The following is a 19,717-nucleotide window of genomic DNA, read 5'->3' as shown; positions in this document are numbered from 1 at the left end:
CATGTAAGGACACTTGATGCACGCAACCTTTTCTCGTTGTGTCGATCCCGCGGATCTTGTGGATCCGGCGGCACCTTTGCAGACCTCCCGGCGCCATTGCCGGCAGGTAGTTGTGACGATACTCACAGAATGCAGCAAGCGCAATATCCCCACAAAAAACTGGGCACTATGCTCTGTCGGGGCGGTTTTGATCGTGCTAACGTTGCGCATTATGCAGCCTCTGGACGGCACCGACACGCGATTGCTGATGGCTTTGGCGCAGGATCCACGGCGTACCGTCGTGGCCCTGGCCCAAGAGCTGGGCCTGTCCCGCAATACGGTCCAGGCCCGCATGAGCCAGCTGGAAAAGAAATCCGTTTTCCTCTCCTTCGACCGGCGCATCAGTCCGGCCGCCCTGGGCTATCCGCTGGCAGCCTTCATCCACATCCATGTCCAGCAGCCGAAGCTGGAGCAGATCACTAACGAACTGGCCCTGATTCCCGAAGTTCTGGAGGCTTTCGGTATCACCGGACAGGCCGACATCCTGGCCCGGGTGGTCTCCACCGGCGCCGAGGACCTGTTCCGGATCAACGGGAAGGTCCTCGCGATCGACGGCGTGGAGCGCACGGATACTTCGCTGGCCATGCACGAGCTGGTGCCGTTCCGCATCGGACCGCTGCTGCAGCGCACCGGCGGCCCGGACCAGGACTGACGTAGAGAGAAAGGCGTAGCTGCCATGCGTGTCGGTGTTCCCCGAGAAGTAAAGAACAACGAATTCCGGGTCGCCATTACCCCGTCCGGCGTGCACGAGCTCACGCTGGCCGGACATGAAGTGCTTGTGGAAACCGGGGCAGGCAACGGCTCCTCCATCACGAACGAGGATTATGCTGCCGCAGGCGCCACTGTGCTCGGTTCGGCGGACGAGACGTGGGCGCGGGCCGAGATGGTGCTGAAGGTCAAGGAACCCGTGGCGGAGGAATACCACCGGCTGCGCGAGGACCTGATCCTCTTCACCTACCTCCATCTGGCCGCCGATGCGCCACTGACCAAAGAACTGTGCGAGCGCGGCGTGACGGCCGTGGCCTACGAAACGGTGCAACTACCGGACCGTTCGCTGCCGCTGCTGGCGCCGATGTCCGAAGTGGCCGGCCGGCTCGCCCCGCAGGTCGGGGCCTACACGCTAATGAAGTCCCAAAGCGGACGCGGAATCCTGCTCGGCGGCATTCCCGGCACGCACGCGGCCAACGTCGTCGTTATCGGTGCCGGGGTGGCGGGCTCCAACGCTGTCTCCATCGCCGTCGGCATGCGGGCGAATGTCACGGTGCTGGATACGAACGTCCGACGGCTGCAGGAACTCGACGATCTCTACCAGGGCCGGGTCAACACCATCGTCAGCAATGCGCTGGAACTCGACGCCGCAGTCAGCGACGCGGACATGGTCATCGGCGCGGTGCTGGTGCCGGGGGCCAAGGCGCCGAAGCTGGTCAGCAACGAACTGGTCAGCCGGATGCGGTCCGGGGCGGTGCTGGTGGACATCTCCATCGACCAGGGCGGCTGTTTCGAGGACTCGCGTCCCACCACCCACGCGTATCCTACCTACCCGGTGCACGACACGATGTTCTACTGCGTGGCCAACATGCCCGGGGCGGTGCCGCGCACTTCCACCTACGCGCTGACCAATGCCACCCTGCCCTATGTGAAAGCGATAACGCAGGACGGGCTGGACGCTGCCGCCCGCAGGCTGCCGGAGCTGCTCCCCGGGATCAATACCCGGGACGGCCGGATCGTTTCGGAGCCGGTCCGGCTGGCCCACCCGCAGCTGGCCTGAACCCGTTTAGGCCACGGCGTATTTGGCGGGCAGCCGTCCGGACTCCACCAGCCAGCGGACCGTGTCCCGGATCGTCTCGTCAAAGGGCCGCGCATGCACATCGAACTCGTCGCTGGCCGCCGACGTATCGAACTCCGTGCCGCGGCGGAGGATGTCGATACTCTCCGCGTAGGCCGGCAGCGTCCACTGCCCGGGCAGCCGGCGCTGGAGCAGGCCCATGGGCTGCAGCATCGCCAGCATCATTGAGGCCGGGACCGTCACGAACGGATACCGGCGCCCCGTCGCCCGCCCGAGCGCGCCGAAGATCATCTTGCCGTCCACGAAGTGGCCGGGGACCACATAGCGCCGCGGTTCACGGCTCTTGTTGACGACGGCGGCAACCAGCGCCGCGACGTCGCGCACGTCCGTGTAATGGGTACGGCCGGAGGGCCAGGTTGGGAGCCGTCCGGCGGCCAGCCAGCGAAGCCGCTCGCTCTGGTCTCCGCGGTAAGGATCGTTCGGCCCAAGTGTCGAACCGGGGTAGACGGTCACCACCGGGTTTCCGGCCGCCTGGAAACCGCGGGCCACCTGCTCCGAGAGGATTTTCGAGCGCGTGTAGGGATAGTCAATATCACCCAGCGGAAGCGACGGATCGGTGCCGCCCTTCCGGACCAGAACGGCGTAGGTGGAAATGTGCACCACAGGTGAAAGCCGGGCCCGGACGGCCTCGCCCAGGACGTTCTCCGCCGCATCTACGTTGGTCCGTTGGATCTCGGCGGACCGCCGCGGATCCAGCGAATAGATGGCTGCCGCATGAACGACGGCGTCACATCCGTTCACGGCGTCCCTCACCGCCTGTGGATCCAACACATCGCCGACGACAACATCCTGCTGGGCGGCAGCAACGACGTCGGCGCCAAAGGGTCTCAGCGACGCCTGCGTTTTGTCCCGGTCGCGCACCAGCAGCCGCACAGTGTGCCCCGCCTGAACCAACGCCGCCACAATATGGCAGCCGACGAAACCCGTGCCACCGGTCACCAGGACTCTCATGCCTCAAGCATGGACCCCTTGCACACGCCTGCATAGACGCCATCGGGCTTGGAATTCCGCGTGCTCAAAGACGCATCTGGAAACCGAACTGGAACGCACAAAGCGGGCCCGGAAATGTCCGGGCCCGCCCTGTCGCCGTCTGGCTGTAGCTGTCCTGCAGTTGTATCGCCGTCCGGCTAGTGGTCGACTGCCTTTTCGGCGCCGACGCCGGTCAGTGAACGGACTTCCATCTCCGCCTGCTTGGCCGGATCCTCGACGCGCTTGTCGAGTACCGTGCCCAGCCAGCCGAGGAAGAAGGCCAGCGGGATCGAGATGATGCCCGGGTTCTTCAGCGGGAACCAGGCGAAGTCCGCACCCGGGATCATCGAGGTCTCCGTGCCGGAAACCACCGGGGAGAACGCGATCAGGAACAGCGCAGCGGCCAGGCCGCCGTACATGGACCAGATGGCGCCCTGGGTGGAGAACTTCTTCCAGAACAGCGAGTAGATGATGGTCGGCAGGTTCGCCGAAGCCGCCACCGCGAAGGCCAGCGCCACCAGGAAGGCGATGTTCTGGCCCTGGGCGCCGATGCCGCCCAGGATGGAGAGGATACCGATGACTACCACCGTGCGGCGGGCAACCTTCACTTCGCCGTCGGCGTCCACCTGGCCCTTGCGGACCACGTTGGCGTAGATGTCGTGCGCAAAGGAGGCCGCGGCAGTGATGGTCAGGCCGGCCACCACGGCCAGGATGGTCGCGAACGCGACGGCGGAGATCAGCCCCAGCAGCAGCGGGCCGCCGAGCTCGAACGCCAGCAGCGGTGCAGCGGAGTTCACGCCGCCGGGAGCAGCCTCGATGACATCCGGTCCGATCAGCGCGCCGGCACCGTAGCCAAGCACCAGGGTGAACAGGTAGAAGGCGCCGATCAGCCAGATTGCCCAGACCACGGACTTGCGGGCTTCCTTGGCGGTCGGCACGGTGTAGAAGCGCATCAGCACGTGCGGCAGCCCAGCGGTACCGAGCACCAGCGCCAGGGCCAGCGAGATGAAGTCGAACTTGGAGGTTTCGCTGGCACCATACTGCATTCCCGGATTCAGAATGTCAGTGGTGCCGGCCGTGGCGGCAGCGTCGCCGAGCAGCGCGGAGAGGTTGAAGCCGTACATCGCCAGGACCCAGATGGTCATGATGAACGCGCCGGCGATCAGCAGGCAGGCCTTGATGATCTGGACCCAGGTGGTGCCCTTCATGCCGCCCACCAGTACGTACAGGATCATCAGCGCACCGACCACCACAATGACGATGGACTGGCCGAGCCTGTCATCGATGCCCAGCAGCAGCGAGACAAGTCCGCCCGCGCCGGCCATCTGTGCCAGCAGGTAGAAGAAGCAGACCGCCAGCGTCGTCGTTGCCGCGGCGATACGGACCGGACGCTGCTTCAGCCGGAAGGAGAGCACATCCGCCATCGTGAACTTGCCGGTGTTGCGCAGCAGCTCCGCAACCAGGAGGAGAGCCACCAGCCAGGCCACCAGGAAGCCGATGGAGTACATGAAGCCGTCATAGCCGTTGATGGCGATCGCCCCGCAGATCCCCAGGAAGGAGGCGGCGGAGAGGTAATCGCCGGCTATTGCGGTGCCGTTCTGTCCGCCGGTGAAGGAGCGGCCGGCCGCGTAGTAGTCGGCGGCCGTCTTGTTGTTGCGGCTGGCCCGCAGCACGATCACCATGGTGATCGCGACGAAGAGGCCGAAGATGGTGATGTTCAGCCAGGGCTCGCCGACCTGCGTCTCGGCCTGCGTGGTGGTGGTCAAGGGAAGCATCAGTTCTTTTCTCCTGCCTGGGGCTTGACTGCCGCGGACTCAAGCTCGCTGCGCATCTCGGCCGCGATCGGATCCAGCTTCTTGTTGGCGAAGCTGACGTACCACATGGTGATCGCGAACGTGCTGACGAACTGCAGCAGTCCCAGGATCAAGCCGATGTTGATATTGCCAATCACCTTGGTGGACATGAAGTCGTGCGCATAGTCCGCCAACAGGACGTAGGCGAAATACCACAGCAGGAATGCAATGGCCATGGGGAACACGAAGCTGCGGTGGCGGCGCCGCAGCTCCTGGAACTTCGGTTCCTGCTGGACTTTCTCGAAGTCCACGGCTGCCGTGAAATCGGCCTCCGGGGTGGGATTTTGTCCCATGTCTCCTCCTCTTGGGGATTTTGTGACTGCAATCACTCTCTAATGTGATTCAGTACATGTCTTCATGCCGGGCGGGAGCGATCGGTGAACGGCAACCGGCCTGCGGTGAACGGCGGCCCGCTGCGACGAACAGCATGCGGCGGGGGAACTTCCCAGTGTCGGCGCGGCAGCGGACGTACGCCGTCCGGCGCCATACGGTTCAACCAACGACGGCGGCGCCCGGGTGGCGCTGTCACGAGCGTTATCGTGGAGGCATGTTCAGCACGGCCGTCGACATCGCGCTCATTGTGGCCATTGCGGCCGTCACGGTGGCGGTCATCGCCCTGATCGGTTTCAAGCTCGCCCGCTCCAGCCGGGATCTGGGGTCCGAGGCCGAGCTGGCCACCTACACCACCTTGCATACCGCCGGCCTGGCGGCGCCGTTCCTGCGCACCGGGCTCTCCCCCGCCGGTGCAGGCAAGGCCGCCCGCTACCTGCGCGAAATGCTCGGCAGCAGCGATCTGGTCATCACGGACGAGTCCTCGATGCTGGCGTGGGAGGGTACCCACGGACCCCGGGAAGAAGAGGCCATGGCGCTGGCGCGCAAGGTGCTGGACAGCGGCCGGACCCAAGTCTTCCGCAAGCCCCGGCTCGCCGTCCCCGGCGCGGACCTGCGCGAGAACCCCGAGACGGAGGCCGTCTTCTCCCCCATCCAGGTGCAGGACCGCGTGGTGGGGACGGTCGGCGCGTACACCGAGCATGTCGGGGCGTCGCTGGTCCGTGCCGCGAATGAGGTAGCCGGCTGGGTAGCCACGCAGATCGAGCTGGCGGAGCTGGATGCCTCGCGCACGTTGCTGATGGAGGCCGAAGTCCGCGCCCTCCGCGCGCAGATCAGCCCGCACTTCATCTACAACTCGCTCAACGCCATTGCGTCCTACATCCTCACCGACCCGGTGCGCGCCCGCGAACTGGTCATCGAGTTCGCCGACTTCACCCGCTACTCGTTCCGGCGCCACGGCGACTTCACCACCGTGGCGGAAGAACTGACCTCCATCGACCGCTACCTGCTGCTGGAACGGGCGCGTTTCGGCGAGCGGCTCAAGGTCAGCCTGCAGATCGGCCCCGAGGTGCTCAGCACGGTAATCCCCTTCCTGTCCCTCCAGCCGCTGGTGGAGAACGCGGTCCGGCACGGCCTGGAGGCGAAGGAGGGCACCGGCCACATCACCATTACCGCCCACGACGCCGGCGCCTACGCCGTCGTCACTATCGAGGACGACGGCGTGGGGATGGATCCTGAGCATCTGCGGCAGGTGCTCGCCGGACACACCGAGGGCGATCACGTGGGCCTGCGCAACGTGGACTCCCGGTTGCGGCAGGTCTACGGGGACGAACACGGGCTGGTGGTGGAAACCGCTCCCGGCCAGGGCACCTTGATCACCATGCGCGTACCGAAGTTCCAGCCGGACAACCTCGTCTAGGCAGCAACCCAGTCCGGGCGACAACCCCGTCCCGGCGATGCCAACCCTGTCCAGCCGGCGGCGTGCAAGCGGGGCATGAGTGCGTGACGCAATAGACTGTCATGCATGGTCAACGTTGTCATCGCGGATGATGAATTCCCTGCTGTCGAGGCCCTTGCCTACCTCCTGTCGCGGGATCCGCGGATAGAAAACATCTACAAGGCTATGAGCGGTGCCGAGGCATTGCGGGCACTGGAAAGCCACGACGTTGACGCGCTGTTCCTGGACATCCACATGCCGGCACTTTCCGGGCTGGACATTGCCCGTGTCATTTCGCGCTTCAGCCGGCCTCCCGCCGTCGTCTTTGTGACCGCCGACGAGGACCAGGCGCTGCAGGCGTTCGAACTGGCCGCGGTGGATTACCTGCTCAAGCCGGTCCGGCCGGAGCGGCTGGCCGAGTCCGTGCGCCGGATCTGCGAGCTGATCGAAGACGGCGATACCAAACCCGAGGTCATTACGGTGGACCAGGGCGGCATCACCAAGATGATCAGGCGTGACGAGATCAAGTACGTACAGGCCCAGGGCGACTATGCCCGGCTGCACACGGCCGAAGCCAGCTACCTCATCCGGGTCCCGCTGAACGATCTCGAGCAGCAGTGGGAGGACGCCGGCTACCTGCGCATCCACCGCTCGTATCTGGTGGCCATGAACCAGGTACAGCAGGTGCGCCTCACGGCCGGCAAGGCCTCCGTGCTGATAAACGGCGCCGAACTGCCGGTGAGCCGGCGGCATCTGCCGGCCGTGCGGGACAAGCTTGAAGCCAACCGGGTCAGGCCGCGCGGATGACCGGGCAGCCCGAGCGGTCCAAGGACCAACCGGATCGGCCCGCGCCGCTGGAGGGCGTCCGTGAACCGCGCGCGGACCGGCCTGAGCGTGTGCGGGTGACGGCGCCGCGGTCCAAGGCACCGCTGATGCCGGGCCGCTACAGTGTTTCCCGCGAGCTGGCTGAGCAGTCCGAGGTAGGCGAAATCTTCATCCGCTCGCTGATCCGCTCCCAGCTGCGGCTGGCGCTGGTGGTCGCCGGCGGATTCGGCGTGATCCTGGCCGGCGTGCCCGTGCTGATGGTCCTCTTTCCGCGCATCAACGACATCACGCTGTTCACCGTCCCGCTGCCCTGGCTGCTGCTGGGCGTGGGCATCTACCCGGTCATCCTGGTCAGCGCAGCGCTCTACAACCGCGCCGCGGCCAGGAACGAGCGCCGCTTCCGCCAACTGGTGGACGATGACCGCCTTGCCCGGCCGGGCTGGCCGGGCTCGCCGGGAGGGGCTGAATGAACCCGGCCGTCGGTCTTGCCGCGCTGGCAGCGGTCTGCGCGGCGACCGTGCTCATCGGTGTCTACGGGCTGCGGATTTCGCGCACCACCGGAGACTTCTACGTTGCCTCGCGGACGGTACGGCCGTGGTGGAACGCCTCCGCGATCGGCGGCGAATACCTCTCGGCGGCCAGCTTCCTCGGCGTGGCCGGGCTAATCCTGGTCTCGGGCATCGATGCGCTGTGGTTCCCCATCGGCTACACCGCCGGCTACCTGATGCTGCTGCTCTTCGTCGCGGCCCCGCTGCGCCGGTCCGGCGCCTACACCATCCCGGATTTTGCCGCCGCCCGGCTGGATTCGCGCCCGGCCCGCACCGTCACCAGCCTGCTGGTGGTCATCGTCGGCTGGCTCTACATCGTCCCGCAGCTCCACGGCGCCGCGCTGACCGTGCGCATCACTACCGGCCTGCCCGGCTGGGTGGGCGCCGCCGCCGTCGTCGTTGTGGTGGTGCTTTCCGTGGTGACCGGCGGGATGCGCTCGATCACCTTCGTGCAGGCCTTCCAGTACTGGCTGAAACTGACCGCGCTGGCCGTGCCGGTGGTCTTTGTGCTGCTGGCCCTCGGGAGCACTTCGCAGCCGATTACCGACGGCGGCGCGGTCTTCCACAGCGACCTCGATGTTTCCGACGAGGCGTCGCTGTACCGCAACATCTCGCTGATCACCGCGCTGCTGTTCGGCACGCTGGGCCTGCCGCATGTGCTGGTGCGTTTCTACACCAACCCCGACGGCCCCACCGCCCGGCGCACCACGGTCATTGTGCTGGGGCTGCTCTCGCTGTTCTACATTTTCCCCACGCTCTCCGGCGTGCTCGGCCGGATCTACACGCCGGACCTGGCCACCGGCAGCCAAGCGGACGCCACCGTCCTGCTGCTGCCGGCCCGGATTTTCGACGGCGCCGCCGGGGACCTGCTCTCGGCCCTGGTCATTGCCGGCGCGTTTGCCGCATTCCTGTCCACCACGTCGGGCCTGGTGGTGTCGCTGGCCGGCGTGGTCAGCCAGGACCTGTTCCGGGGCAGCGTTCGCGGTTTCCGCTGGGCCGCCGTGCTCTCCGCCGTCGTGCCGCTGGGGGTTGCGCTGGCCACGGATTCGCTGGCGCTGGCCGGGAGTGTGGGCACGGTGTTCGCCTTCACCGCTTCCACCATCTGCCCGCTGCTGCTGCTGGGCATCTGGTGGCGCGGGCTGACCGACGCCGGAGCCATCGCGGGCATGGTCACCGGGGCGGTGCTGTGCGGAACGGCGGTCATGCTCGCCGCGTTCGCCGGCAATGCATTGGGCCGGTTCGAGGAACTGCTCGCCCAGCCGGCAGCCTGGACCGTGCCGGCAGCATTCGTGGTCACCATTGCGGTGTCAAAGCTGACGGCATCGCGCCGGCCCGTGACCGTCGCGCGGGTGATGGCGAGGCTGCACTCGCCCGAACACCACCACCCGGCGCCGCGCACCGTGGGACGTTAATGCACGCGGGACGTTAATCAGTCAATAGCCGCCATGAGCTCGACAACACGGTCCAGGAACGCATCCACCTGGGTTTCTTCGTAGCCGTCCGGGCCTTTGGCCTCGCGGAACACCGAACGGCGGACAATGTCGACGCTCAGCGGCTGGTCGTTTTCAAAGTAGGCCAGCAGTTCGGAGCACAGCGCGTCCACGTCCTGCACGTTGTAGCTGGTGGCATTGCGCTTGGCCGGACGGCGGAACCGGTCCCCGGGCTCGCGGTGGAGCCGGGCGCGGAGCACGGCCGATACGCGGCCGATCTGCGCCAGCCAGGCCTGCTCACCCTCGGCGACGATCAACGCGTCGCGCTCCCGCTGGGCGAAGACGTCCTCCAGCCGGTCCAGCGCGGAGTCGACGGCGCGCGGGTCATAACCGCCGCGGGCCGGCTCGAAAGTCATTGCGCGCACGTCGCGGCTGGTGATTTGCCCGCTGTCCGGATCGTTGGCGTTGTAGTACTCCCGGGCGCGGGCCAGGAACTGGTCCACCTGGCGGACGTTGTAGCCGTGCTCGCGGCGCCCCACGCGCTCGAAGGGTGCACTGGCCCGGCCAGCATCATTCTTTTGTCGCACCATCGTCCTCGATGCTTCCCTCTTCAGTAGTGACATCTGCTATGCCAAACTCCCCAATACCTGTACCCGGCGTTTCCGCCGGGACGCGTTCTTGAATTTCTACTTGTGCGGTCTGCCGCTTAGATCGCCCCCGGTGCCAGCAGCACGGCGAGCACATAGGCCACCGGCGCGGCGAAAACGATCGAGTCGAGCCGGTCCATGACACCGCCGTGGCCGGGCAGGATGTTGCTCATGTCCTTGATGCCGAGTTCGCGTTTGACCATGGATTCGGCCAGGTCTCCTGCGGTGGAGGCGGCGACGGTGGCAATAGCCAGCACCAGCCCGAACCACCATTGCAGGTCAAGAATGAACACCGAGCAGAGAATTCCAACAACGACGGCGCCGCCCACGGATCCGGCGAAACCCTCCCAGGATTTCTTCGGGCTGATTTTCGGCGCCATCGGATGCTTGCCGAACAGTACTCCCACCAGATAACCGAAGGTGTCGTTGGAGACGACCAGCAACAGCATGGTCATCACTTTCAGCGCACCGTTGTCCTCGTCCAGCAGCAGCACGGCAAAGCTGATGAACAGCGGCACCCAGCAGAGAACGAAAACTCCGCTCATGATGCTGCGCACGGCATCCTGCGCCCGGTCCAGGCATTTGTAGACCATGACCGCGACCGCCGACGCCACCAGCGCGAATGCGAGTGCTTCCGGACCACCGTAGTAGGCGGCGAGCGGCATGGCGAAGGCTCCGGCATAGAGCGGTACCTGCGGCACGAAGATGCTCTTGACCGTCAGCGCGCGGGAAACTTCCCAGACCCCGATCAGCGCAAAAACCGATACCAGCACCACAAACGCGTCGGGCAGGAAAAAGAGCCCCACCAGGACGGCCACGAGGAGAGCCAGGCCGACAATGATGGCGGCGGGAAGGTTGCGCCCTGCCCGTGAAGGCGTGGCCGCGGCCCGCAGCGCCCGTCGTCCTGGTCCGGCCTTCTGAGACCCGGAACCAGCCTCAGGTGCCGGCGAACCGCCAGCCTGGGTGGAAGGCTGGTCGGTACCCATCAGACTTCGAGCAGCTCAGCTTCTTTGCGCTTGAGCAGCTCATCCACGTTGTCCGTGTGGGCCTTGGTCCGGGCGTCCAGTTCCTTTTCGGCGCGCGCTCCCTCGTCTTCGCCGATGTCGCCGTCCTTGACCTGCTTGGCGATGTTGTCCATCGCCTTGCGTCGGATATTGCGGATGGAGACCTTCGCGTCCTCGGCCTTGCCCCGGACAATCTTGACGTATTCCTTGCGGCGTTCCTGGGTCAGCTCCGGCAGCACCACGCGGATGACGTTGCCGTCATTGGCCGGGTTGGCGCCGACGTCCGAATCGCGCAGCGCCTTCTCGATGTCGTTCAGCGCCGACTTGTCGAACGGCGTGATGAGCAAGGTGCGTGCTTCCGGGTTCTGGAACGAAGCCAGCTGCTGCAGCGGGGTCGGGGAACCGTAGTAGTTGACCGTGACCTTCGAAAACAATGCCGGGTTCGCGCGGCCGGTACGGATTGTGGCGAAGTCTTCCTTCGCCACTTCCACCGCCTTATCCATCTTCTCGGCAGCCTCTAGCATTGTTTCTTCGATCACGGCGTCTCCTTAGACAATTATGTCCGCCTTCATGGCGGCAAGGACTCTGTTATCCATCCTAGGCTATCCGGAACCGCTGACGGGCAGGCGCTCCGGGTTGTGCGCGGGTGCGCTTAGGCGGACACGAAGGTCCCGATCTTCTCGCCCAGGATGGCGCGGCTGACATTTCCCTCGCCTTCCATACCGAAGACCACCATGGCCAGCTTGTTGTCCTTGCACAGGCTGAAGGCCGTCTGGTCCATGACACGGATATTGCGGCGCATCGCGTCGTCGTACGTCAGGCTGTCCAGCTTTTCGGCCGCCGGATCCTTCTTCGGGTCCGCTGTGTAAACCCCGTCTACCCCGTTCTTGGCCATGAGTACGACGTCGGCATGGACTTCCAGCGCACGCTGGGCAGCAACGGTGTCAGTAGAGAAATACGGCAGGCCGGCGCCGGCGCCGAAGATGACCACGCGGCCCTTTTCCATGTGGCGGATGGCGCGGCGGGGAATGTATGCCTCGGCAACCTGGCCCATGGTGATCGCGCTCTGGACACGGGTGTCCACACCGGCCTGTTCGAGGAAGTCCTGCAGCGCAAGGCAATTCATGACGGTGCCCAGCATCCCCATGTAGTCGGCGCGGGAGCGGTCCATCCCGGACTGCGAGAGCTCCGCGCCCCGGAAGAAGTTGCCGCCGCCGACCACGATCGCGACCTCGACCTGTCCCACAGTTGCCGCAATCTGCTTGGCGATGCCGCGGACAGTGTCCGGATCGACGCCGAGTTTACCCCCGCCGAAAACTTCGCCGGAGAGCTTGAGCAGAACGCGGCGCCGCTTGGGCTCCACCTCGGCGGACTGGGTTTCGGTTGCGTGCTGGGGTTCCATCGTGCCTCCCGGGCGTGCTGTCGGTCCTGGGAAAAGGACCTGTAGGGACTGAACTGGACTAAAGTCTGTGATTCTGGGCAGGAAAAAGGGGCGGCCACCTGTGGGTGACCACCCCCTCCTCGCTACACGGTGCTGCGCCGCGGACGGCGCATGCCATTATTTGCTAAGCGCGATGCTATCAGGCGCCTACGCGGAACCGGGCGAAACCGGATGCGTTCGCACCGGCCTGCTCGAGGACCTTGCCAACGTTGACCTTCGGGTCCTTGGCGAACGGCTGGTCGAGCAGCACGATCTCCTTGAAGAAGCCGTTGAGACGGCCTTCAACGATCTTCGGCAGTGCAGCCTCGGGCTTGTTCTCGGCGCGAGCGGTCTCGTCGGCGATCCGGCGCTCGTTCTCGACGGTCTCGGCCGGAACTTCTTCGCGGACCAGGTAGGTCGGCGAGAAGGCAGCAATGTGCACGGCCACGTCATGCGCGGCCTCGACAGCTGCCTCGCCCACGGCGTCAACAGCGAACAGCACGCCAACCTGGGCGGGCAGGTCCTTGGACGTCTTGTGGAGGTAGGCGTCGACGGTCTTGCCTTCGAGGCGTGCCAGACGGCGGACAACAACCTTCTCGCCGAGGATGGCGCCCTCTTCGACGACAACCTCGCTCAGCGGCTTGCCCTCGACGTCGGTGGCCAGCAGTGCGTCCAGTTCGGCAGCGCCGGACTCGACGGCAACCGAGAGAACCTTGTCGGCCAGTTCGATGAACTTGGCGGACTTGGCAACGAAGTCGGTTTCGCAGTTGACCTCGACCATGACACCGACGGTTCCGTCGATGACCTTGGCGGCAACCAGGCCCTCGGCGGTGGAGCGGCCTTCACGCTTGGTAGCGCCCTTCAGACCCTTGATGCGGATGAGCTCCATGGCCTTGTCGGCGTCGCCGTTGGCCTCGTCGAGAGCCTTCTTGACATCCATCATGCCAGCGCCGGTGCGCTCGCGCAGAGCCTTAATATCAGCAGCGGTGTAATTCGCCATTTGGACTCCAGTCCCTCCGTAATAAGTAGTTGTGTATTCCGCCAGTGCGGCCGGCCGAAATTCGGCCGGCCGCACCAGCAGACATCCTCCGCAGGTGGCTAGGTCACCTGCGGCTGAAGATCAGATTTACTTGTCGGTCTCTGCAGCCGGAGCTTCAGCAGCCTCGGCCGGAGCAGCTTCCGCGGCAGGAGCCTCTTCGGCCTGGGCCTCGGCGGCGGGTGCCTCTTCGGTCTTGGCTTCAGCGGCCGGAGCCTCGGAGTTTCCTTCGAGCAGCTCGCGCTCCCACTCGGCCATCGGCTCGACGGGTGCCTCGGTGTTGCCGGCAGCCTTGTTCTGGCGGGCGATCAGGCCCTCGGCAACGGCATCGGCGACAACGCGGGTGAGCAGGTTGACGGAGCGGATGGCGTCGTCGTTGCCCGGAATCGGGAAGTCGACCTCGTCCGGATCGCAGTTGGTGTCGAGGATGGCAACAACCGGGATGTTCAGCTTCTGCGCCTCGTCAACTGCGAGGTGCTCCTTCTTGGTGTCCACGATCCAGACCACGGACGGAGCCTTGGTCAGGTTGCGGATACCGCCGAGGGTGGTTTCCAGCTTGTTCTTCTCGCGCTGCAGCAGCAGGAGTTCCTTCTTGGTGCGGCCGGAGCTGGCAACATCCTCGAAGTTGATCTCTTCAAGTTCCTTCAGACGCTGGATCCGGCGGGAAACGGTCTGGAAGTTGGTCAGCATACCGCCGAGCCAGCGCTGGTTCACGTACGGCTGGCCAACACGGGTGGCCTGCTCGGCGATTGCTTCCTGGGCCTGCTTCTTGGTACCGACGAAGAGCACGGTGCCGCCGTGGGCGACAGTGGCCTTGACGAACTCGTAGGCGCGGTCGATGTAGGACAGCGACTGCTGCAGGTCAATGATGTAGATGCCGTTGCGCTCGGTGAAGATGAAGCGCTTCATCTTCGGGTTCCAACGACGGGTCTGGTGACCAAAGTGAACGCCGCTGTCGAGCAGCTGGCGCATGGTAACGACTGGCATGTCGTCACTCCTTCCGGCAGGATTCCCGGCTTCAGCACGGGTTGATTCTGCCAATAGACGGTTATTAGCTCGCCGCCCGGGTTCGGGCGAAGCTCCTGGCTTCCGTCAGTCCTGTTCGCGAACGGGACGTAAGTCCGGACCGGCTTTACCGGACCGCCTGGACATACCCCTGCCGTAGAAGACTCTGCGGCGGGAAACGGAAACGCGTAGTCAGCTCCCCCACCAAGACATGACTCATGGAGGCAGAAAACTGCTTTGCCAAGTGTACTACACGTCGGGGGTCGCTCTTCGCCGCTCCTCCTCCCCGAAACCTGCATACTTCGGCGGCTGTTCCACCCGTCCTGCACAAGTGCCGCACGCAGGGGTCGTGCGCACATTCGGCGCCGGAACCCTCGCGCCGCTGCATCACGACGGGCAGCATCGACCGTATGGAATTGCCCGGCCCTCTCGAACAGTCCACCAGAAGATCCCAGCCGCCCTTCTCGCCGCACATTCTTCGGCTGGCATGGGCAGCCGCCCTCGTTCTGCTGTTGACTGCAGCCAACGTCCAGCTGCCCGGCACACCGCCCGCGACGGCCATGACCGGAAGCTACGCCCCGATATGGGGCTGGCCGACGGATCCGAAGCCTGCCGTACTGGCAGAGTTTGATCCCCCACCGGAGCCTTGGTCACGCGGCCACCGAGGAGTGGATTTGAAGACGAACGACGGCGCCTCGGTACTCGCTCCGCAGGACGGTACGGTCAGCTTCGTCGGCTGGGTGGTGGACCGCCCCGTGATCACCATCGACCACGGCAACGGACTGCGCAGCAGCTTTGAACCTGTATCCAGCGAACTGGAGAAGGGCGATCCGGTGGACAAGGGCGCCGAGCTGGGGACCGTGGAGGGAACATCGCACTGCCCGCCCGGCTGCCTGCACTGGGGCGTGCGGCAGGGGGAGGAATACATCAACCCGCTGCAGTTCGTTATGGACATGCGGCCCTCGGTCCTGCTCCCCCGGCCGATGGAATGAATCCAAACGCCCCCGGAGTGAGACTAAACGAAGGCGGAGATGCCCGTGATGGCCCGGCCGTAAACCTGGCACTCTGAAACCCGCTCAGCAACAGAGGCATCTTCGGCAATCGGGAACAGTGATAACACCGGGCATGACAAAGGCCCCGGCTGGATCCCGAATCGGAGCCGGCCGGAGCCTCTGCGCCTAGCATGCGCTGGGGTCTTGCTGTAGGGCGACTGGGACTTGAACCCAGGACCAAAGGATTATGAGTCCTCTGCTCTGACCTGCTGAGCTACCGCCCCATGACTGCCGCACGATCACGTGCGAGCAGTTTCGACGTAGCCATCCTAATGGCTACGCGCGGCTGCGCGCACCTTGAGACGCCCGGCGCCGTCAGCTCGGCAAGAAGTCGTCCACCGATCTGCCTCGGTACAGCTTCTCGAAGGTGTCCATAGTCTTGTCGATGGCATGTTTCGCCGCCTTGTCGTGGCTGCCCTCGCCCATGGCATGGATGTCCTCCGGTGACTGTTTCAGCACCAGGTCCAGTTTGGCGGCCAGATCGACCGGATCCCGCGGGGTGAAGAGGTAACCGTTCACGCCGTCGTCTACCAGGTGCGGCAGGGCCATGGCATTGGCCAGGACCACCGGCTTGCTCGCGGACATGGCCTCCAGCGAAACCAGTGACTGCAGCTCCGCCGTACCCGGCTGGCAGAAAACGGTCGCCCGAAGGTACGCCAGCCGCAGTTCGTCGTCGTCGACGTGGCCCAGGAACTTCACCCGCCCTGCCATACCGAGCTCGGCCACTTTGGCGTCAAGCATGGACCGCACTTCGCCCTCGCCGACGATTTCCAGGTGAACATTGAGATCAGGGTCCGTCAGTGAGATCGCTTCTATCAGCACATCCACGTGCTTCTCCTGGGCCAGCCGCCCTACAAAGAGCACCGTCGGATGATCCGGCTTCTCGGCAACTTCGCCCGGCGCCAGTTCGTAGTGGGCCGAGTCAATGCCGTTGGAGAGCGGAAGCACTTTGTGCAGGAAGGCGTGCTCCTTCATGGCCTTTGCCGCCAACGGCGTTGGAGTAGTAACAACGGCCGCCTTGCCCATGATCTTGCCCATGTCGCGCCATGAGTTCTTGGCCACGATGTCAAGGAACCACTGCGGGAACGGCAGGAACGGCTCGAGGTTTTCGGGCATGAAATGGTTCGTGGCAATGGCCCGGATGCCGCGGCGTACGGCTTCGGCGATGGTGGCCTGGCCGATCATGTAGTGGCACTGGATGTGGACCACATCCGGCTGGACCTCGTCGAAGATCCGCCTGATATCGCGCTTTATCTCCCACGGGAAGCAGATGCGCCATGACTCATGCGTAGGCACCGAATGCGAGCGGAGCCGGTGTACGGCCGCCTCGGGGCGCTGCTCCACATAGCTGACTCCCTGCTCCGGGCGCGCCGCGATGACATGGACGTCATGCCCGCGCTTGGACATGGCCTGGGCCAGCCGCAGGCCGAACACAGCCGCTCCGTTGACGTCCGGCAGATAGGTGTCGGCGGCGATCAGGATCTTGAGCGGCCTCGGTCCCTTGTTCTCACTCACCTGGCGCAGAACTCCCTGGTCGGTTGTGGCGATGCTGTTCATATGATCTGTTCGTACCTAAGGCTTCCTGGTTGCGGCGGCCTGGGCCCGCCGTCGTGCTTCTTCTCGTTTTTGCAGTACGTCCGGATGATGTCTTGAAAGGGCAATGACCCCCACAATAGCAACCAAACCCGCGCCAATCATGGCAATTGCGGTGACGGGTTCGACGTCGGGTTTCAGCTCCCCCAGCAGGAAAATGCCGATGGCAATGCCCACAAGCGGGTCGATGACGGTGAGTCCGGCGATCACCAGGTCCGGCGGCCCGCTGGAGTACGCGCTCTGGACAAACCACGATCCCAAGCCCGCAGCGGCAATGATCGCGATGATGCTGTACACCGGCACGTTGGCCAGGAAGCGCCCGTTGGGATCGAACAGGTGCAAGCCGATGATCCGCACCAGGACCGCGACAAACCCGAAAAGCATTCCGGCGCCGAGGATGTACGCGAAGGCGTTGAGCCGGTGCCGGAACATCAGTTCCAGCGAGAGGAAAACCGCAACAACGACGGCGAGCAGCAGCACCGTCGAGAGCTCTTCCGCCGCCGTGACCCGGTGGCTTTCGCCGGTGACATTGACCGCGAGCAGCACGAAACCGGCACTGCCGGCCACACAGGCGGTGATTGCCATGATGGTCATCCGGTTCAACCGGATCCCCTGGTCCTTCGAATTCACGATGGTTGTGATGACCAGGGCTATAGCGCCGATCGGCTGGACGACCGTGAGCGGAGCGCTGACCAAGGCGAAAACATTCAGCCCCATGCCAATACCGAGCAGCAGCAGCCCAACAACCCAGCGCGGGTTCCGCAGCAGGCGCAGCAGTCCGCTGGCACTGAGCGAAAGCCCGCCGGTGTTCGCCTGCACCGCACTTGCCTGGCGCTGCGTTCCGAGGGCCAGGAAGAACGCGCCCGCCAGCGCACAAAGGATCGCTAGCCAGACCATACGGTCCTGACTGCCGAGGTCCCGGGTGCGCTAGGTTTCCGGCCTGCCGGCGGACCGTCAACCATCCGTATGCCCATTGACAGCGGAGCCAGCGGGGTTGTCCGGCTGCTGCCCCCGCCTGGCAAGGTGTTTCCGCCAAACCCCACGCATGTATCCCCACCACGCCAGCAGATGTCCCACGCAGCCCAGGATGAGGATTGTGTAGGCGATTGCCGCCAGCCAGTCCTCGCCGGGTTCGAGGGCCTTGTGCAGCAGCAGTAGCGGAGTTCCGACCAGCAGCAGCGCCGTCCGGATCTTGCCGATGTTGGTCACCGGAAGGTTCGGATTGCCGTGGAAAAGAGCGAGCGAAAACGCCAACAGGATCCCGTCCGGGATGACGATGGCCAGCAGCAGCCAGAGAGGCGCGATGCCTGCGACAACGAACGTGATGGCTACGATGATCAGCGCCAGACGGTCCGCGACCGGGTCCAGCCATTTTCCTACCGAGGACACCTGGTCCAAGCGGCGGGCCAGGTAGCCGTCCACCCAGTCGGTTGATCCGAGGATCACGAGCACGATGGTGGCTGCTGCGTAATCCTCCAGCACGATGTAGCGGATAAAGAGTGGAACGGCGAGGAAGCGAAGGACAGTGATGATGTTCGGTACCGTCCAGAAGGTTTGCAGTTCCCGGTATTCATAGTTGTCCCGGGCACCGGCACCAATCAGCTTCATTGCCCCTCCCCTCTTCGCTGATGCGCCTCCCGCCGGCAAGGGCGGGGTGCTGATGTGCAGTTAGGCAGCCTGCGGTGTACGTCCAACCGCAGGCCATCGGTTACTGACGCAGCAGTTTGCGCAGCAACACGAAGAACGCGGCCAGAGACGCAGCCAGTGCAGCCAGCGGCTTCCAGCGGTCCTGCAGGTCATCCTGAAGACCTGCGGAACCGGTTGCCGTAGCGGATGTGCGGGCCTGCGAGCCCGAAGCCGATCCCCTGACCGCCGCCATGCGGGTCTCGGCCGCTTCACGGGCCTTGGCAGCAGCCTCGCTGGCGTTGGCCTTGATCCTTTCGCTCTGCGGCTTGGGATCGAGCTTCTCGCCCAGTCCATCGCGGATCCGTGCGAGGTGTTCGCGGCGCTCCCCGGAGCGGTTGCGCAGTTCCTCGATGGAAGGAGCCGGCTCCTTGGGTGTCTTATCTTCCTCAGCCTGCTCCGGCTTGTCCTGCTTCACCGGCTTCTGATCCAGCGTGGCCGGATCGAAACTGCGGCCCTCCTTCAGCACGCCAATGTCGTACTTGATGCCCCGCAGCGCATGCTCGGGCAGCAACGGCATCGTCTTCTTCAGGCGGAGCGCGCCGATCAGGCCCACGATGGCGGCTAGGACCAGGAACAGCAGGGCCACGAGCAGAGCCGCCAGCCAGGGTTCCATGACTTCGCCGAGCCCCATAATGCCGGCCACGAGCAAGGCAATGACCATGAAGGCAACGAACACCAGAGCCACGGCAAGAAGGGCTGCGGCAACGCCGACTTTGACGCCTTTGCCCTTAAGCTCGGCAGCGGCCAGCGAAAGCTCATCGCTGATCTGGCGAGGCACCAATCTCCCGGCCATTTTGACCAGTGACACCAGGGAGGATCTGCTTCCAGCAGTAGTGGTCCTGGTGTTGTCAACGCGAGTCATGGGCTCTGCCTCCATTGCTAGTTTGGTAGTGCTCGAGTGTCCACAGTCTAAAATTATCATTCTGCCTGAATTCAACCCCTCAGCCATGAGGACGACATTCAAACGCGAAGATCTTCGGCAATTGCAATGCTTCC

Annotated in this window: 20 protein-coding genes and 1 tRNA gene; 7 read left to right on the top strand and 14 right to left on the bottom strand. The window is 64.7% G+C overall.

Features of this window, described 5'->3' with window-relative positions:
• The first annotated feature begins 211 nt into the window (after nucleotides 1-211).
• Together AC20117_RS16420 and ald are read left to right on the top strand one after the other, a co-directional pair.
• Nucleotides 212-691: an Lrp/AsnC family transcriptional regulator gene (locus AC20117_RS16420; protein ID WP_074702743.1), complete on the top strand. Its 480-nt coding sequence runs from the start codon at nucleotides 212-214 to the stop codon at nucleotides 689-691.
• 24 nt (nucleotides 692-715) lie between these two features.
• The gene (gene ald / locus AC20117_RS16415; protein ID WP_074702744.1) at nucleotides 716-1,807 is read left to right on the top strand and encodes an alanine dehydrogenase; all 1,092 of its coding nucleotides are present in this window, start codon (nucleotides 716-718) and stop codon (nucleotides 1,805-1,807) included.
• Between the two features lie 6 nt (nucleotides 1,808-1,813).
• Here the strand turns inward: ald and AC20117_RS16410 are convergent, their stop codons facing one another.
• The 3 genes from AC20117_RS16410 to AC20117_RS16400 form a co-directional block, all read right to left on the bottom strand.
• On the bottom strand, nucleotides 1,814-2,836 hold the full coding sequence (locus AC20117_RS16410) for an NAD-dependent epimerase/dehydratase family protein (protein WP_074702745.1): 1,023 nt from the start codon (nucleotides 2,834-2,836) through the stop codon (nucleotides 1,814-1,816).
• Nucleotides 2,837-3,012: 176 nt separating this feature from the next.
• The gene (locus tag AC20117_RS16405; protein ID WP_074702746.1) at nucleotides 3,013-4,629 is read right to left on the bottom strand and encodes a monocarboxylic acid transporter; all 1,617 of its coding nucleotides are present in this window, start codon (nucleotides 4,627-4,629) and stop codon (nucleotides 3,013-3,015) included.
• On the bottom strand, nucleotides 4,629-5,000 hold the full coding sequence (locus AC20117_RS16400; protein WP_074702747.1) for a DUF485 domain-containing protein: 372 nt from the start codon (nucleotides 4,998-5,000) through the stop codon (nucleotides 4,629-4,631). The genes AC20117_RS16405 and AC20117_RS16400 overlap by 1 nt, the downstream gene beginning before the upstream one ends.
• A 254-nt stretch (nucleotides 5,001-5,254) precedes the next feature.
• On the opposite strand from AC20117_RS16400, the gene AC20117_RS16395 reads away from it, so the two are divergent.
• The 4 genes from AC20117_RS16395 to AC20117_RS16380 all read left to right on the top strand — a co-directional run bounded on the left by AC20117_RS16395 (nucleotide 5,255) and on the right by AC20117_RS16380 (nucleotide 9,260).
• Nucleotides 5,255-6,457: a histidine kinase gene (locus AC20117_RS16395; RefSeq protein ID WP_074702748.1), complete on the top strand. Its 1,203-nt coding sequence runs from the start codon at nucleotides 5,255-5,257 to the stop codon at nucleotides 6,455-6,457.
• Between the two features lie 105 nt (nucleotides 6,458-6,562).
• Nucleotides 6,563-7,282: a LytR/AlgR family response regulator transcription factor gene (locus AC20117_RS16390; RefSeq protein WP_074702749.1), complete on the top strand. Its 720-nt coding sequence runs from the start codon at nucleotides 6,563-6,565 to the stop codon at nucleotides 7,280-7,282.
• Nucleotides 7,279-7,770, top strand: coding sequence for a hypothetical protein (locus tag AC20117_RS16385; protein WP_335644192.1), 492 nt, complete (start codon nucleotides 7,279-7,281; stop codon nucleotides 7,768-7,770). Before AC20117_RS16390 ends, AC20117_RS16385 begins: the two co-directional genes overlap by 4 nt.
• Nucleotides 7,767-9,260, top strand: coding sequence for a sodium/solute symporter (locus AC20117_RS16380; protein ID WP_074702750.1), 1,494 nt, complete (start codon nucleotides 7,767-7,769; stop codon nucleotides 9,258-9,260). The genes AC20117_RS16385 and AC20117_RS16380 overlap by 4 nt, the downstream gene beginning before the upstream one ends.
• 17 nt (nucleotides 9,261-9,277) lie before the next feature.
• On the opposite strand, the gene AC20117_RS16375 is transcribed toward AC20117_RS16380, so the two are convergent.
• From AC20117_RS16375 to rpsB, 6 genes are all read right to left on the bottom strand, one after another.
• Nucleotides 9,278-9,868: a DivIVA domain-containing protein gene (locus tag AC20117_RS16375; protein WP_074702751.1), complete on the bottom strand. Its 591-nt coding sequence runs from the start codon at nucleotides 9,866-9,868 to the stop codon at nucleotides 9,278-9,280.
• A gap of 116 nt (nucleotides 9,869-9,984) precedes the next feature.
• Nucleotides 9,985-10,911, bottom strand: coding sequence for a phosphatidate cytidylyltransferase (locus AC20117_RS16370; protein WP_074702752.1), 927 nt, complete (start codon nucleotides 10,909-10,911; stop codon nucleotides 9,985-9,987).
• Complete coding sequence (gene frr, locus AC20117_RS16365) at nucleotides 10,911-11,468, bottom strand: ribosome recycling factor (RefSeq protein ID WP_074702753.1); 558 nt, start codon at nucleotides 11,466-11,468, stop codon at nucleotides 10,911-10,913. The genes AC20117_RS16370 and frr overlap by 1 nt, the downstream gene beginning before the upstream one ends.
• Nucleotides 11,469-11,581: 113 nt before the next feature.
• Nucleotides 11,582-12,331 (bottom strand): UMP kinase, encoded by a 750-nt coding sequence (gene pyrH / locus AC20117_RS16360; RefSeq protein ID WP_074702754.1) that lies wholly within the window; start codon nucleotides 12,329-12,331, stop codon nucleotides 11,582-11,584.
• 178 nt (nucleotides 12,332-12,509) lie between these two features.
• A complete protein-coding gene (gene tsf / locus AC20117_RS16355; RefSeq protein WP_074702755.1) occupies nucleotides 12,510-13,349 on the bottom strand; it encodes a translation elongation factor Ts in 840 nt (279 codons plus the stop codon).
• 126 nt (nucleotides 13,350-13,475) lie between these two features.
• Nucleotides 13,476-14,372, bottom strand: coding sequence for a 30S ribosomal protein S2 (gene rpsB / locus AC20117_RS16350; RefSeq protein WP_074702756.1), 897 nt, complete (start codon nucleotides 14,370-14,372; stop codon nucleotides 13,476-13,478).
• A gap of 428 nt (nucleotides 14,373-14,800) precedes the next feature.
• On the opposite strand from rpsB, the gene AC20117_RS16345 reads away from it, so the two are divergent.
• Nucleotides 14,801-15,382, top strand: a complete 582-nt coding sequence (locus tag AC20117_RS16345; protein WP_083339891.1) for a M23 family metallopeptidase — start codon at nucleotides 14,801-14,803, stop codon at nucleotides 15,380-15,382.
• Nucleotides 15,383-15,592: 210 nt separating this feature from the next.
• Here the strand turns inward: AC20117_RS16345 and AC20117_RS16340 are convergent.
• The 5 genes from AC20117_RS16340 to AC20117_RS16320 form a co-directional block, all read right to left on the bottom strand.
• Nucleotides 15,593-15,666, bottom strand: a tRNA-Ile gene (locus AC20117_RS16340).
• A gap of 91 nt (nucleotides 15,667-15,757) precedes the next feature.
• A complete protein-coding gene (locus AC20117_RS16335) occupies nucleotides 15,758-16,957 on the bottom strand; it encodes a glycosyltransferase (protein ID WP_074703462.1) in 1,200 nt (399 codons plus the stop codon).
• Between the two features lie 57 nt (nucleotides 16,958-17,014).
• Nucleotides 17,015-17,932: a DMT family transporter gene (locus AC20117_RS16330; RefSeq protein WP_074702757.1), complete on the bottom strand. Its 918-nt coding sequence runs from the start codon at nucleotides 17,930-17,932 to the stop codon at nucleotides 17,015-17,017.
• A 57-nt stretch (nucleotides 17,933-17,989) separates the two neighbouring features.
• A complete protein-coding gene (locus tag AC20117_RS16325) occupies nucleotides 17,990-18,643 on the bottom strand; it encodes a CDP-alcohol phosphatidyltransferase family protein (protein WP_074702758.1) in 654 nt (217 codons plus the stop codon).
• Nucleotides 18,644-18,743: 100 nt separating this feature from the next.
• Nucleotides 18,744-19,583, bottom strand: a complete 840-nt coding sequence (locus AC20117_RS16320) for a phage holin family protein (RefSeq protein ID WP_074702759.1) — start codon at nucleotides 19,581-19,583, stop codon at nucleotides 18,744-18,746.
• Nucleotides 19,584-19,717: the final 134 nt, after the last annotated feature.

The organism is Arthrobacter crystallopoietes (assembly GCF_002849715.1).
Classification (GTDB): Bacteria; Actinomycetota; Actinomycetes; order Actinomycetales; family Micrococcaceae; genus Crystallibacter; species Crystallibacter crystallopoietes.
This window is presented reverse-complemented; position numbering and strand designations above follow the sequence as displayed.

Coding starts and splice junctions, on each gene's coding strand:
- AC20117_RS16390 (WP_074702749.1), top strand. CDS start 6,563: ATGGTCAACGTTGTCATCGCGGATGATGAATTCCCTGCTGTCGAGGCC.
- AC20117_RS16405 (WP_074702746.1), bottom strand. CDS start 4,629: ATGCTTCCCTTGACCACCACCACGCAGGCCGAGACGCAGGTCGGCGAG.
- AC20117_RS16395 (WP_074702748.1), top strand. CDS start 5,255: ATGTTCAGCACGGCCGTCGACATCGCGCTCATTGTGGCCATTGCGGCC.
- AC20117_RS16380 (WP_074702750.1), top strand. CDS start 7,767: ATGAACCCGGCCGTCGGTCTTGCCGCGCTGGCAGCGGTCTGCGCGGCG.
- pyrH (WP_074702754.1), bottom strand. CDS start 12,331: ATGGAACCCCAGCACGCAACCGAAACCCAGTCCGCCGAGGTGGAGCCC.
- ald (WP_074702744.1), top strand. CDS start 716: ATGCGTGTCGGTGTTCCCCGAGAAGTAAAGAACAACGAATTCCGGGTC.
- AC20117_RS16385 (WP_335644192.1), top strand. CDS start 7,279: ATGACCGGGCAGCCCGAGCGGTCCAAGGACCAACCGGATCGGCCCGCG.
- AC20117_RS16330 (WP_074702757.1), bottom strand. CDS start 17,932: ATGGTCTGGCTAGCGATCCTTTGTGCGCTGGCGGGCGCGTTCTTCCTG.
- AC20117_RS16400 (WP_074702747.1), bottom strand. CDS start 5,000: ATGGGACAAAATCCCACCCCGGAGGCCGATTTCACGGCAGCCGTGGAC.
- AC20117_RS16410 (WP_074702745.1), bottom strand. CDS start 2,836: ATGAGAGTCCTGGTGACCGGTGGCACGGGTTTCGTCGGCTGCCATATT.
- rpsB (WP_074702756.1), bottom strand. CDS start 14,372: ATGCCAGTCGTTACCATGCGCCAGCTGCTCGACAGCGGCGTTCACTTT.
- tsf (WP_074702755.1), bottom strand. CDS start 13,349: ATGGCGAATTACACCGCTGCTGATATTAAGGCTCTGCGCGAGCGCACC.
- AC20117_RS16370 (WP_074702752.1), bottom strand. CDS start 10,911: ATGGGTACCGACCAGCCTTCCACCCAGGCTGGCGGTTCGCCGGCACCT.
- AC20117_RS16345 (WP_083339891.1), top strand. CDS start 14,801: ATGGAATTGCCCGGCCCTCTCGAACAGTCCACCAGAAGATCCCAGCCG.
- AC20117_RS16320 (WP_074702759.1), bottom strand. CDS start 19,583: ATGACTCGCGTTGACAACACCAGGACCACTACTGCTGGAAGCAGATCC.
- AC20117_RS16420 (WP_074702743.1), top strand. CDS start 212: ATGCAGCCTCTGGACGGCACCGACACGCGATTGCTGATGGCTTTGGCG.
- AC20117_RS16325 (WP_074702758.1), bottom strand. CDS start 18,643: ATGAAGCTGATTGGTGCCGGTGCCCGGGACAACTATGAATACCGGGAA.
- AC20117_RS16375 (WP_074702751.1), bottom strand. CDS start 9,868: ATGGTGCGACAAAAGAATGATGCTGGCCGGGCCAGTGCACCCTTCGAG.